This is a genomic window from Domibacillus tundrae (assembly GCF_000970675.1).
In the GTDB taxonomy this organism is placed as follows: Bacteria; Bacillota; Bacilli; order Bacillales; family Domibacillaceae; genus Domibacillus; species Domibacillus tundrae.
On sequence record NZ_LAJA01000007.1, the window covers coordinates 273245 to 286776 of the forward strand.

The following is a 13532-nucleotide window of genomic DNA, read 5'->3' on the forward strand; positions in this document are numbered from 1 at the left end:
AGAGCAGGCCGGCTGGCCGTACCCTCCTTTGCTTTATTTAGCGTGTGACAGACGTCCATTTAAGCGAGAAGTTCGCTCCAAACTTATGATAAAGAACGCCTTCCACTGCCGGTTTTGTCAAATACGCACGTGCGCGCTGATATACAGGCGCAAACGCTGCATCTTCAAGCATGAGTTTTTCTGCTTCAACAAGTGCATCCCAACGAGCCTGCTCATCTGTTAGAAGCGTTGTTTTCGCATCTTGAACGAGCTTGTCTACTTGCGGGTTTGAATAACCAGATTGGTTATGCGCACCGTCTGTAACAAACATGTCGATGAATGTCATCGGATCTGGATAATCCGGACCCCAGCCTGCAAGAGACGCTTCGTAGTTCATGGATGATTCTAGGTCAAGCTTTTGCTTGAACGGCTGCAGCTTAATGTTAACCTTTAAGCCTTCAAGGTTCGTTTCAAGCTGTTCTTTTAAATATTCAGTTATTTTCTTTGATACATCGTCATCATAGCTTAACAACTCAAGCTCCACTGTATCCTGGCCAAGTGCTTCTTTCGCTTTTGCCCAGTGCTCAGCTGCTACTGCCTGATCGGTTTCCAGGTAAGATCCTGCTGTTTCACGGAAGTCTTTTCCGTCCGGACCTTGAACAAATTCAGATGGAACGAGGTAATTCGCTGGTACCGAACCATTGTTTAACAACGAATCTGTAATACCTGTTTTATCAAAGCCCATTGCGATCGCTTTCCGTGCGTCTGCATTTTTCAGTACCTCATTTGATGACTGGTTCAAGCGAAGGAAGAATACGGATGCTTCTTTCACAGTATGGAAGCCTTCTTCTTCTTTATACTTGTCCACAAATTCCGCAGACAATTTCACGCTGTCTAATTCGCCGCTTTCATAAAGGTTTACATCTGTTTGCGTATCTTTCACGATCTTCGTATTAACGGTTTCTAGCTGAACGTTTTCAGCATCCCAATACTCAGGGTTCTTTTGCAAAACAAATTGATCTTCATGCTTCCACTCTGTCATTGTAAACGGTCCGTTGTACAAAACAGTGTTTGCTTCAAGACCGAATTGATCGCCTTGTTCCGTTACATACGCTTCGTTTTGCGGATAGAATGTCGCAAATGTGAGAAGCTCTTTGAAATAAGGAACCGGGTTTTCTAATTGAATTTCGAGTGTTTTCTCATCTAAAGCTTTTACGCCAAGCTCTTCAGGCGCCATTTCACCTGCGTTTACAGCGGCTGCATTTTTCAAATCATACATGATGTACGCATACTCTGCTGCTGTATCCGGGTTCAACGTTTTGCGCCAAGCAAAAACGAAATCGTTCGCTGTGACAGGCTCTCCGTTTGACCAGTTCGCATCACGCAGCTTAATTGTCCACGTTTTGCCATCTTCACTGATTTGAGGCTCACCTTCTGCCATGCCTTCTACTGCTTCGTCATCTTCACCAAGACGATAAAGCCCTTCCATTACGCTATTCAGCGTATCAAATGATACCACATCTGTTGCCAGTGACGAGTCCATCGACGGGATATCCTGCGTTTCAGTCAAATTAAGGACGTTGTTTTCTCCTCCACCATTGTCTGATGTCTGACCACTATCGCTAGAATTAGATGAACCGCCGCCGCACGCTGCGAGAATGGCGCTTACTGTAAGCATCAAAACAAGGAAAATCGACAATTTTTTCTTTTGCATTGATTATGCCTCCTTCTATTTTATTTTCGACCTTCTTAATAATTCAGAAGATTTGTTAACATTATATAATGCTGTTTCACTTTATTGCAATAACTTATTTTCATTTCCTATACAATCATTACATAGTTTTAATACTACATATAAAAGAAAAAACCCTTTGTTAATGGTTTTTTAAAATTTCCTTTTTTAAATTTAATTGTAAAATGTATAGTAATTTCAGACTACACAACTTTATAAAAATAATGTTTGTTGTATAATACGTCCAATAAAATAAGCAGTTTTTGTTGAAAAATGCATATGATATTCGTTATGCTCATTTTACCCTTTATGGAAGGCGGACCACACACATGAAGAAAAAAATTTTTTTATTGTTTTCCTTTCTTTTTATTAGTTCTGCTGGATTCAGCTTGCTGCAGTCCGATTCTGTTCGAGCAATGATTGATTCCTTGTTTATGATTGGCTTATTATTCCTTGTTGCGGGTGTTGCCTTGTTTGTATTGGAAAAAGGCTTTTTTAATGGTGTGGCTTATGGATTTAAACGACTTCGCAAATCATCTAATGAAGGTGCGTATACTGCGCAGTTTGATGACCTGGATCAAACCAGCGAGCTGCATGAAGAATATGCTGCCCGCAAGCCTGAACGCTGGACGAAGCCGCTGCTTCTAACAGGCGGCTCAGCCGTTTTGTTCACACTGCTTCTCTCATACATTCTGTCATCTTGAATATTCATTTTGTTTTCTTTATAATTAAACAAACACATAAAAAGACGAAACGAAGTGATTTGACCTATGGTGAAAACGATTTTTTCCGGCATTCAGCCGAGCGGTACGATAACATTAGGAAATTACATCGGTGCCTTGAGACAGTTTGTAGAGCTTCAAGAAGACTACAATTGCTTTTTTTGCATTGTCGATGAGCACGCGATTACGGTTCAGCAGGACCGGATGGAGCTGCGTAAAAACATCCGCAGTCTGGCAGCGCTTTATGTAGCGGTGGGTCTTGATCCTTCAAAAGCGACCTTATTTATTCAATCTGAAGTGCCGGCACACGCGCAGGCCGGATGGATGCTTCAATGCGTGGCGTACATTGGTGAATTGGAACGCATGACGCAATTTAAAGACAAGTCAGCCGGCAAAGAAGCTGTTTCAGCTGGATTATTGACGTATCCTCCGTTAATGGCAGCAGATATTCTTTTATATGGAACAGACATTGTACCGGTCGGCGAGGACCAAAAACAGCATCTTGAATTAACACGTGATTTAGCCGAACGATTTAATAAAAAGTACAACGATATTTTCACTATTCCGGAAGTGCGAATTCCAAAAGAAGGCGCGCGTGTCATGTCGCTGCAGGAACCAACGAAAAAAATGAGCAAATCTGATCCAAATCAAAAGGCTTTTATTACTCTTTTGGACGATTCGAAACAAATCGAGAAAAAAATCAAAAGTGCGGTGACTGATTCCGACGGTGTCGTCAAATACGACAAGGAAAACAAGCCGGGCGTCTCTAATCTTCTGTCCATTTATTCAGCCCTTGAAGGTATCTCCATCGCAGATCTTGAAAAGCAATTTGAGGGAAAAGGGTATGGGGATTTTAAGCAGGCGGTGGCAGACGTGGTTGTTAAGCATCTTAGCCCTATTCAGGAACGGTACCATGAGCTGATTGATTCTGAAGAACTTGACCGAATTTTAGATGAAGGTGCCGAAAAAGCCCGTCGCACGGCAGGCAAAACATTAAAGAAAATGGAAAACGCTATGGGCCTCGGCCGCAAGCGCAAATAAAAAAACCGTTCCGGATCATGCCGGAACGGTTTTTTTCGGATAAGTGTGAATATCCTGCTCGAAATGTGATTATTTTTTGCTGAGGTTGAACATCCCCATTTAAACGATTATTTATGTGGCAATGCTCATTTCCTGTTCATACATTTTTTCGAAAAACGGACGCCCTTTAATCATTTGTGCGCACAATTGTTCATGAGCAGGACTCCAGCCGACAATAACGGTTTCACTAAACATTTTCACTGCTGTTTCCCAATCCATTTGCCGGATGACTTCGTATTTTGCCGGCTTCCACTCCGTCAGCCAATATTTTAATGCTGGCTCGTGATCTGATTCAATCAATTGGTCCACTGCCAGAAGAAGAAGCTGCTTTAATTGGCGTTCTTTTCGCGTCAACCCAGCCAGCCATTCTGGCGCTGGTTCTGCTAAACTGTGCGTTTTTCGAGTCATTTCTGGAAAGAAAAATGGTTCCGCCGGGTGACAATCGGCCATTTCCCGTACAATTAACTCATGCTGCGGCATAATTCGGCTTTTTTTCACCGGTACCCGGTAGCCGTTCGTATCAACCGCCATCGTCCTGTCACCGTCTGATGCAATAAAACAATACTCCATCATTTCCCGCTTGCTTCCTTTTCGGATAAAAGCTTTGCTTTCTACTTTTTTCAGCAACTCTTTTGGCAATTCACAAAGCGTCTGTTCAAAAAAATCCATTGCGTTTTTACGCAAAATGAGGACCGGCACCTGGTCAAGCAGCATCATCCCGTCGTCTTTTCGCCATTCGTGATACGGGCACACACTGCAGCCATTTTCTTCTCCTTCGAACCAGTTCACCCACACGTCATGAAGGTACAGCATCAAATTCCTCCTTGATTACCGTTTTATGGGTTCATTATCGACACGTTTTTGTTACTTTATTCAATAAAACCGAAAAACATGAGCAGCCAGCCGATGAAAAATAAATAACATTCCGGCCGGCGCATCGTAAATGAAAAATAATCTGGCCATGTCATGCCTGCTGCAAGCAAGTTAACATAGATAATAAAACTAATTCCACCCGCCACTGCCAGGCCAAAGCCGGTTAAGAAAAGAATGAATCTCATTCGATCACGCCCCCGCAGCTTGTCCGTTATGTATATGCCGGACAAGCGCGAAAAAAAACAGGCCGCAGCCTGTTTTTTTTAATCGTTGTATTGTTTGAGTACAATCGTTGCGTTATGGCCGCCGAATCCAAGCGAGTTGCTCATCGCTGCACGAATGTCCGCTTTACGCGCTTCGTTTGGCACATAATCCAGGTCACATTCCGGATCAGGATTATGCAGATTAATCGTTGGCGGAATAATATCGTTTTGAATCGCCAGGGCCGTAAAAATCGCCTCAACGCCGCCTGCCGCGCCAAGTAAATGACCCGTCATTGATTTGGTCGAACTGATGGCGAGCTTCCCAGCATGATCGCCAAATACCGTTTTAATCGCTGCTGTTTCAAATTTATCATTGTATGGTGTGCTCGTTCCGTGCGCATTAATATAGTCAATATCTGATGGAGCAAGTCCCGCATCATCAATGGCCATTTTCATCGCGCGGGCGCCACCTTCACCATCCGGTGCCGGTGCTGTAATGTGATGAGCATCTCCAGTCGAGCCGTAGCCGACAATTTCCGCATAAATATGCGCGCCGCGCGCCTTCGCATGCTCCAATTCTTCCAATACAACAATACCCGCTCCTTCACCGATGACAAAACCGTCACGGCCGGCATCAAACGGACGGCTTGCCGTTGCCGGATCTGGATTGTTAGACAGCGCTGTGTTGGCACAAAAGCCTGCTACTGACATTTGTGTAATCGGCGCTTCTGTTCCGCCCGAAATCATCGCATCGGCGTCGCCGCGCTGAATCACTTTGAACGCGTCACCAATCGAATTGGTTCCAGTCGCACAAGCAGTTACTGTACACGAGTTTACCCCTTTTGCGCCAAGGTAAATCGACACCTGGCCCGCCGCCATGTCCGGAATCATCATTGGAACAAAAAACGGGCTGACACGACGATAGCCGCGCTCTAAAAATATTTTGTACTGGCTTTCAAATGTTTCCATCCCGCCGATGCCTGACCCGACCCAGACGCCAACGCGCGGTGCATTTTCTTCTGTAATCTCAAGTTTTGCGTCTGCTACAGCCATTTTCGCTGCCGCTACCGCATATTGCGTAAAGCGATCCATTTTGCGCGCTTCTTTTTTTTCCACAAATTGCTCTGGGTCAAAGTCACGAATTTCGGCCGCTACTTTAGCCGGGTAATCGTCCGGATTTAAACGTGTCATTGGCTTAATGCCGCTTTTTCCTGTTGTGACACTATTCCATGCTTCTTCTACTGTATTTCCAACCGGTGAAACAATGCCAAGACCGGTAATCACTACTCTTCGCTTTTCCACGTTTTCCACCTCTTTGTTAGTTTCCGTTTAGCGTCCCCACTTCATCGCAATGGCGCCCCATGTTAATCCTCCGCCAAAACCGACCATCACAATCACATCATCCTCTTTTACATTCCCATTTTCAATTTCTTCCACCATCGTGAGCGGAATCGATGCGGATGATGTATTGCCAAACTTGTTCACGGTCACTGACATTTTTTCCGGAGGAAGACCCAGGCGTTCTCTTGCTGACTCCATAATGCGGATATTCGCCTGATGCGCCATAAGAAAATCAATGTCTTCCTTTTTTAAACCCGCTTTTTCAATCACATTAATCGAGGATTCACCCATTTGGCGAACCGCAAATTTAAATACTTCACGTCCGTTCATTTTTACATGTTCATCTTGATATAAATGCTTGCCGCCGCGTCCATCGGCGCCAAGTTCAAATGAAAGAATGCCGCGTCCGTCTGATACTGGTCCGAGAATGGCAGCACCAGCTCCGTCCCCAAATAAAACGGCTGTGTTCCGGTCATTCCAGTCAATCACTTTGGACAGCTTTTCTGCTCCTATGACTAACACGTGCTTGTACGCGCCTGTTTCCACAAACTGTTTTCCCGTAATAATGCCATACATAAACCCGGCGCATGCGGCACTAACGTCCATTGCTGCCGCATTGACCGCACCGATTTCATGCTGAATTTCACAGGAGACCGATGGGAAGCTGTGATCCGGCGTGACCGTTGCGGTAATAATTAAATCGATTTCTTCCGGTCCAATGCCTGCGTTTTGAATCGCTTTTTCCGCTGCTCTTGCAGCCATATAAACGGTCCCTATGCCATCTTCAGCAATGCGGCGCTCTTCAATGCCTGTGCGGGTACGTATCCATTCATCGGATGTGTCCATCTTTTTTTCCAGATCCGCATTGGTTACGACCTGATCTGGGAGGTACCGTCCCATTCCCCATATTCCAGCGTTCAAAAAACGCACCTTCCTTCGCACACATTTGTAATATCAATTATTATGACTTGGTACTAATTTTACTGAAAAACAGCCCTAAATGCAACTTCTAAATCGGAAAAGCGCAAGGCGGCCGTTCAGGCCCGGCAGACATAAGTTGGAACAGCAGGGTGGCGCTCTTTGCCACACAACTGTGACGGCTTATTGGAACAAAAGCTAAGAACGCAGCTTCCTGCTGCAACGCTTTTATGACCCACATCGTGTGGGCCTCTGAGAGACTGGCCGCCTGTAGCCGGACAATGTCCAAAAACATATACTTTCTTAGATCTTATAGGAAAAAGCGAATTCCACTTAGTGGGAACTCGCTTTCATTTTAATGCTTTTCAATTGGATCATTCGGGATTAACGCTGTTAATACGAACAACAAAATAGTTGCAACAATTGAAATCAAAACGCCTGTTTCAGCGTGAAATGCTGCCCCGTTCATGGAAGACACAACGTATACAACCATTTCAGATAAAATGAGTGTCCAGATAAAGGTCATAAGATATTGCACAAGGAAACCTCCTTTAGTTGTTTTTATGTACTCTGACCATAATATTAGCATATTATCAACACACCGGCATAAAAAAGTTTTGCTTTTTCTTGACGATTTTTGCAGATACACTAAAATAGAGATAAGAACCAGTTGCAGCTGAGAAGGAGTTTTTTATGATGGAAAAAAACATGGAATTTATGCAAATTGCGATGAAATATTTGCCTGAAGCACAAGAAAAAATGAAAGAAGCCGGTATTGAATTTTCACCGGCGATGGCTGAGCCATTTTTCGGTTTGTTTATGAACGTTATGCAAGAAGCATACAACCTTGGCAAAAAAGAAAGTTTATTGGACGAATAAGAAAAAATGGCGCTCCCTTTTATAGGAAGCGTCATTTTTATGTCCACTTATTCGATTTTATGTCCATCAACAGGCGGTTATGTCCACTTATCGAACAACCAGCTCTCCATTTTCCACACCAACGACCGCTTCTGATCCCGGTAAAATACTGCCAGCGATAATCGCACGGGCAGTCGGCGTTTCAATTTGCCGCTGAATAAACCGTTTAAGCGGTCGGGCGCCAAAGACCGGATCATATCCTTCTTCAGCGATTTTTTCTTTTGCCGCATCGGTAACGTGAAGCGTGACACCCCGGTCAAGCAAGCGAAGCGCCAGGCCTTCTAACACTTTTCCTGCGATACCCTTTAAATTTTCGCGGGTCAGCGGCTTAAAGAGGATAATGTCATCGACTCGGTTTAAAAATTCCGGCCGGAAATGGCCGTGCAGCTGTGCCATTACATTGTTTTTCGCTTCTTCCGGGATTTCCCCTTCTCCGCCTGATTCAAGCAAAAAGGACGATCCGATGTTCGATGTCATAATGACAACGGTGTTTTTGCAGTCAATCCTCCGGCCCTGTGAATCGGTAATGCGTCCGTCATCAAGCATTTGAAGCAAAATATTAAACACATCCGGATGCGCTTTTTCCACTTCATCAAGCAGCACGACCGAATATGGACGGCGCCGGATCGCTTCAGTCAGCTGTCCGCCTTCTTCGTAGCCGACATATCCCGGAGGTGCGCCGACGAGGCGTGAAACCGAATGCTTTTCCATGTATTCCGACATGTCAAGACGGATTATTTGCTCTTCGCTGTCAAACAACACGTCAGCGAGCGTTTTGGCGAGCTCCGTTTTCCCGACACCGGTCGGACCGAGGAATAAAAATGAACCGATCGGACGATTTGGATCTTTAATGCCTGCACGCGCCCGGAGCACCGCGTCACTCACGAGGGACACCGCTTCATCCTGCCCGATGACCCGCTCGTGCAAAATTTCTTCCAACCGGAGCAGCTTTTCGCGCTCACCTTCTACGAGTTTCGTGACCGGAATACCAGTCCAGCTGGCAACGATTGACGCAATTTCTTCTTCTGTTACTTCTTCACGAAGAAGCCGGTCATCTTTTTCAGCCGAAGCAGTTGATTCGAGTCCCGACAGCTCTTTTTCAACTGCTGGAATTTGTCCGTGGCGCAGTTCTGCCGCCCGATTCAAATCGTAACGGCTTTCTGCATCTTCCAGTTCGCGGCGAAGGCGATCCAGCTCTTCCCGCTTATCTTTCACATTCATAATTGCGTCTTTTTCGCTCATCCACTGCGCTTTCATTGCATCAGCCTGCTCTTTTAAATCCGCCAGCTCTTTTTGAATTTGTTCGAGACGTGCTGCGCTTTCGCGGTCTTTTTCTTTCCGGAGTGCCGCTTCTTCAATTTCCAGCTGCATGACCCGGCGCATCACCGCATCAAGCTCCGCTGGCATCGAATCAATTTCCGTCCGGATCATCGCACATGCTTCATCAACAAGATCAATCGCTTTATCCGGCAAAAACCGGTCCGTAATATACCGGTTGGAAAGGGTCGCTGCCGCAACCAGCGCCCGGTCATGAATGTTCACGCCATGATGAATTTCAAACCGTTCTTTTAAGCCGCGCAAAATCGAAATCGCATCTTCAATCGTTGGTTCTGATACGAGCACCGGCTGAAAGCGGCGTTCTAAAGCCGGATCTTTTTCAATGTACTGGCGGTGTTCGTCAAGCGTTGTTGCCCCGATACAGTGCAGCTCACCGCGCGCAAGCATCGGCTTCAGCATATTGCCAGCGTCCATTGACCCTTCCGTTTTGCCTGCGCCGACAATTGTATGGATTTCATCGATAAATAATAAAATACGGCCATCACTTTTTTTCACTTCGTTTAAGACTGCTTTAAGCCGTTCTTCAAACTCACCGCGGAATTTTGCGCCGGCGATGAGCGAACTCATATCAAGTGAAAAAATCGTTTTGTCTTTTAATCCATCTGGGACGTCTTTTCGGACAATCCGCCAAGCAAGTCCTTCAACAATCGCCGTTTTTCCTGTGCCTGGCTCGCCGATCAGCACCGGGTTGTTTTTTGTTTTCCGTGACAAAATACGAATGACATGACGGATTTCATCATCACGTCCAATCACCGGGTCAATTTTGCCCGTCCGTACTTCTTCCACTAAATTACGTCCGTATTTTGCCAGTGCTTCATAGCCTGATTCCGGGTTTTGTGTTGTCACTTTCTCGTTCCCCCTTATTTCATGAATGGCTTCTAAGATTGCTTTTTCTGTCACATTTTCTTTTTTCGTCATTTCCACTATTTTATTGCCGGCTGAAAAGATGGAAGCAGCCATGTGTTCAACGGATAAATAAGCATCTTCCCACTTTTTTTGCACGTCTGCCGCTTTTTGAAACCACGTGTTTAAACCGCCTGATAAATAAGCGCCGTATTGGACATTGCCTAATACAGCGGGCTTAGATTGGATTTCTCCTTGGACAAATTTAAGCAGTACCGCTTTTGAAAGTCCTGCTCGTTCAAAGATACGGCAAAACAGCCCGTCTTCTTTCGACACAAGCGCTGTCATCATGTGTACGGTATCAACATCCGAATGGTTTCGTTCTACCGCGCTTTGCTGCGCAGCTGCAAGCGCTTCCTGCATCGTATATGTCATTTTTTCCATATTCACTATCAAAAACCTCCTTGACCTTTTTTGACCTTTGATTTTATTTTAAAAGATTCCCGTTTTTTACGCAAAGGAAACGGCATGAAAAATTCTTTTTAAACTGGTAAAGAAGGCAAGAACTGCTAAATTGATTAAAAAAAGAAGGTTCCGCCGGGGAACCTTCTTTTTTAGAAGATAAGAAGTATAAATGTTGGAGCATTATCCAGCTGAAGACGTCCAGTCCCTCGGTCGCCCTGCGCTTAGACCCACAGGATGCGGGTCACAAAGGCGTTACGGCACAATGCCGCGCTCTCAGCCTTTGACCCTTATTGAATGCCGAGGGCGATTTTTGCGTAGCGTGACATCATATCACGTGACCAAACCGGCGTCCAAACGATATTTGTTTCAACTTCGGTCACTTCCGGGATCCCGGACAATGCTGCTTTTACTTGGTCGACAATGACACCTGCAAGCGGGCAGCCCATTGATGTTAATGTCATGGTTATTGTCGTTTTCCCGGCTTCATCCATATCTACGTCATACACGAGCCCGAGATTGACGATGTCGATGCCAAGTTCGGGGTCGACGACCTGTTCAAGCGCGCCCATAATATTTTCTTTTAAATCCTGATCCATTTAAAAACACTCCTTCTTTGATTGCGTATAGCTTTATCATAACAGACATCTCTTCAAATGATGAGCAAAAAGCCTGTATCTTTACAAACAACGCCCACACCCTCTACACTAAAAGAAGAACTGGCAAAGGAGTGACTTGGCCTTATGGAGAAACATTTAATTGTGTTAGACCTCGATGGTACATTATTAACCGACGAAAAAACCATTTCTCCCCGCACAAAACAAACGATTCAAAAAGCAATGGAGCATGGGCATGAAGTGATGATTGCAACAGGCCGCCCGTTTCGCTCAAGCGCCCCTTATTATGCGGAGCTTGGCTTAAAAACACCGATTGTTAATTTTAACGGCGCATTTGTTCATCATCCTGGCAATCAAAAATGGGGCCTGTTTCACGAACCAATGGAACTGAAAACAGCTGTTGATATTGTTGAAGCATGCCATGATTTTGATTTTCACAATATTATTGCAGAAGTGCTCGATAATGTCTATTTTCATTATCATGATGAAAAGCTGATTGACGTTTTTAAGCTGGGCAGTCCTCTTGTCACAACCGGCGATTTGCGTGAAAAGCTGACCGACCACCCAACGAGTATGCTTATTCACGCAACAGAAGAGCAAGTGCCGGATATCCGCCGCCATTTAAGCGATGTACATGCGGAAGTGATCGATCACCGGCGCTGGGCTGCTCCATGGCATGTCATCGAAATTGTCAAAAGCGGATTGAGCAAAGCCGTCGGGTTAAAAAGAGTGTCCGATTGGATTGGCATTCCGCCTGAGCGAATCATTGCGTTTGGTGATGAAGATAACGATCTTGAAATGATTGACTATGCCGGCACCGGTGTTGCGATGGGCAACGGTATTGCAGCGTTAAAATCAATCGCCAATGAAACAACCGCTTCGAACGAAGAAGACGGAATCGCTCTCTTTTTAGAAGAACGATTGGCGCTGAAGACACTTATTTAAATGCCCCAAAAAAGCCACACAGATCAGTGAACTGTGTGGCTTTCATTTATTGCTTGGCGGCTTTTTTTCCGCGTTTCCAGACAATGTACAGGAACAAAACAAAGACGATCCAGACCGTCGCCATCGCGGCAATAAATGCATAATTAATACCAGTCTTTTGTGCCAGCACATAAATTTCCGCTTCTTCACGGTCAAGAATGATTGTGAACTCACCGTCTGCCGCCCGTGACATATCGCCAGCCAGCAGTCCGCGCAATTCTTTATCTTCATCCAGTTCAGACGCCGGAATCGCGACGCTTTGCGTTTCACCAGTATTGTTAATTGCGACAATTAACGTCTCATCTTCATATTGCCGCTTAAACACCGACATGCCGTCCTGTTCATAAATCGACTCATAGGAACCGCGGCGAAGCGCTGGCAGCTCTTGGCGAAGCGCTGAAATTTGCTTAATATAATCGACAAGCTCCTGATCGGTCCGGAAATTCATCAGTCCGTGTGAATTAGGACCCGATTCCCCATTTTGAGCAATTTCTGATCCATAAAAAATGGCTGGTGTTCCTGGAGTCGTATACATATATGTCAGCGCCATTCTCCAGCGTGCTCCCGGAAACATATTTTCATTCGCCATATCAAGCGTAAGGCGGTCCGTTAAAGCAGAATCGGCTGTATGAACAGCAGCAATTGGATCGTTTAACACGTTCTGTTCTTCTAAAAGCCGGTCTTTCACTTCCTCAGACGAACGGTCAACTGTCGCAAACTGTTCCCGAATCGGGTCCTGCAGCCATGAAGATGTCACAGCATCCAGCCCGGCTTCTTCATAAGCGGCCGCTTCCTGAATAGATGCTTCTGACATTTCCCCAATCAAATGCAGCTCTGGAAGTGATTCGTCGAATTCCGTCCAAAATTCCGGTTCAGCCGCTGAGGCGCCGCTGAAAAAGTAGCCATCGATACCTGTTTCATCTGCCAGCTTTACCGCCGCTTCGACAAGTGCCGACTGGACATCAGGATTAGCTGTATTCAAAAGCGCCATCTCTCCAAGCCAGTCCGGCTTCTGAGCAATAGACGTCTCCATAAACCAGTCCGCTTTTTGGGCATCCTCCAGCCACACATGCTCCATGCTTACACGCGTCGCCGGAAAATCAACAATAACGCGGATATTTTTCTCATGTGCACTGTCCACTAGCGCCGCCAGTTCTTGCTCGCTGCCAAATTGCGGATTCATTTTGCTGTAATTCGTTATGTGGTAACCATGATAACCACCTGCTTCATTTTCAAAAACAGGCGAAATGACGATTGACGTCATGCCAAGCTCCTGTAGATACTCAAGCTTATCTTGAATGCCTTTAAAATCTCCACCTTGATAGGCAGATGAATCTTTATTATCTGTCTGTTCATCATTGGAGCGATCGCCGTTCATAAACCGGTCGGTCATTAAAAAATACATCGTTTCATCATGCCAGTCTTCCTCTTTTTCCTCTGCAGATGCCGCATTTGCAGAAAAAAGAAGAAGCGGGACCATGACGAGCGAAAAGAATCGTTTTTTCACTGTCTGTTTCCCCCT

General features: G+C 45.4%; 13 protein-coding genes. 4 read left to right on the plus strand and 9 right to left on the minus strand.

Annotation, left to right across the window (positions count from 1 at the left end):
* Window positions 1-37: 37 nt before the first annotated feature.
* On the minus strand, window positions 38-1693 hold the full coding sequence (locus VQ00_RS09430) for a peptide ABC transporter substrate-binding protein (protein WP_046179880.1): 1656 nt from the start codon (window positions 1691-1693) through the stop codon (window positions 38-40).
* Window positions 1694-2040: 347 nt separating this feature from the next.
* Here VQ00_RS09430 and VQ00_RS09435 point away from each other — a divergent pair, with 347 nt between their 5' ends.
* Together VQ00_RS09435 and trpS are read left to right on the plus strand one after the other, a co-directional pair.
* Window positions 2041-2415 carry a DUF3899 domain-containing protein gene (locus tag VQ00_RS09435; RefSeq protein WP_052728450.1) on the plus strand — a complete coding sequence of 125 codons (375 nt, stop codon included), beginning with the start codon at window positions 2041-2043 and terminating at the stop codon, window positions 2413-2415.
* Between the two features lie 66 nt (window positions 2416-2481).
* Window positions 2482-3474 (plus strand): tryptophan--tRNA ligase, encoded by a 993-nt coding sequence (gene trpS / locus VQ00_RS09440; protein WP_156154032.1) that lies wholly within the window; start codon window positions 2482-2484, stop codon window positions 3472-3474.
* Between the two features lie 111 nt (window positions 3475-3585).
* On the opposite strand, the gene VQ00_RS09445 is transcribed toward trpS, so the two are convergent.
* The 5 genes from VQ00_RS09445 to VQ00_RS09465 form a co-directional block, all read right to left on the minus strand.
* Complete coding sequence (locus tag VQ00_RS09445; RefSeq protein ID WP_046179881.1) at window positions 3586-4326, minus strand: DUF3603 family protein; 741 nt, start codon at window positions 4324-4326, stop codon at window positions 3586-3588.
* 56 nt (window positions 4327-4382) lie between these two features.
* Complete coding sequence (locus tag VQ00_RS09450) at window positions 4383-4571, minus strand: YuzI family membrane protein (protein ID WP_046179882.1); 189 nt, start codon at window positions 4569-4571, stop codon at window positions 4383-4385.
* A gap of 78 nt (window positions 4572-4649) precedes the next feature.
* Window positions 4650-5891, minus strand: a complete 1242-nt coding sequence (gene fabF / locus VQ00_RS09455; protein WP_046179883.1) for a beta-ketoacyl-ACP synthase II — start codon at window positions 5889-5891, stop codon at window positions 4650-4652.
* Between the two features lie 27 nt (window positions 5892-5918).
* Window positions 5919-6851 carry a beta-ketoacyl-ACP synthase III gene (locus tag VQ00_RS09460; protein WP_046179884.1) on the minus strand — a complete coding sequence of 311 codons (933 nt, stop codon included), beginning with the start codon at window positions 6849-6851 and terminating at the stop codon, window positions 5919-5921.
* 352 nt (window positions 6852-7203) lie between these two features.
* A complete protein-coding gene (locus VQ00_RS09465; protein ID WP_046179885.1) occupies window positions 7204-7386 on the minus strand; it encodes a YjzD family protein in 183 nt (60 codons plus the stop codon).
* Window positions 7387-7541: 155 nt separating this feature from the next.
* Here VQ00_RS09465 and VQ00_RS09470 point away from each other — a divergent pair, with 155 nt between their 5' ends.
* Window positions 7542-7727, plus strand: a complete 186-nt coding sequence (locus VQ00_RS09470; RefSeq protein WP_046179886.1) for a ComZ family protein — start codon at window positions 7542-7544, stop codon at window positions 7725-7727.
* Window positions 7728-7814: 87 nt separating this feature from the next.
* Here VQ00_RS09470 and clpB read toward each other — a convergent pair whose 3' ends face one another.
* Both clpB and VQ00_RS09480 read right to left on the minus strand, forming a co-directional pair.
* A complete protein-coding gene (clpB, locus tag VQ00_RS09475; protein WP_046179887.1) occupies window positions 7815-10397 on the minus strand; it encodes an ATP-dependent chaperone ClpB in 2583 nt (860 codons plus the stop codon).
* 302 nt (window positions 10398-10699) lie between these two features.
* Window positions 10700-11008 carry a metal-sulfur cluster assembly factor gene (locus VQ00_RS09480; protein ID WP_046179888.1) on the minus strand — a complete coding sequence of 103 codons (309 nt, stop codon included), beginning with the start codon at window positions 11006-11008 and terminating at the stop codon, window positions 10700-10702.
* Between the two features lie 144 nt (window positions 11009-11152).
* Between VQ00_RS09480 and VQ00_RS09485 the strand changes: the two genes are divergently transcribed.
* Window positions 11153-11971, plus strand: coding sequence for a Cof-type HAD-IIB family hydrolase (locus VQ00_RS09485; RefSeq protein ID WP_046179889.1), 819 nt, complete (start codon window positions 11153-11155; stop codon window positions 11969-11971).
* 46 nt (window positions 11972-12017) lie between these two features.
* On the opposite strand, the gene VQ00_RS09490 is transcribed toward VQ00_RS09485, so the two are convergent.
* The gene (locus VQ00_RS09490) at window positions 12018-13517 is read right to left on the minus strand and encodes an alpha-amylase family glycosyl hydrolase (protein WP_052728452.1); all 1500 of its coding nucleotides are present in this window, start codon (window positions 13515-13517) and stop codon (window positions 12018-12020) included.
* Between the last annotated feature and the right edge of the window lie 15 nt (window positions 13518-13532).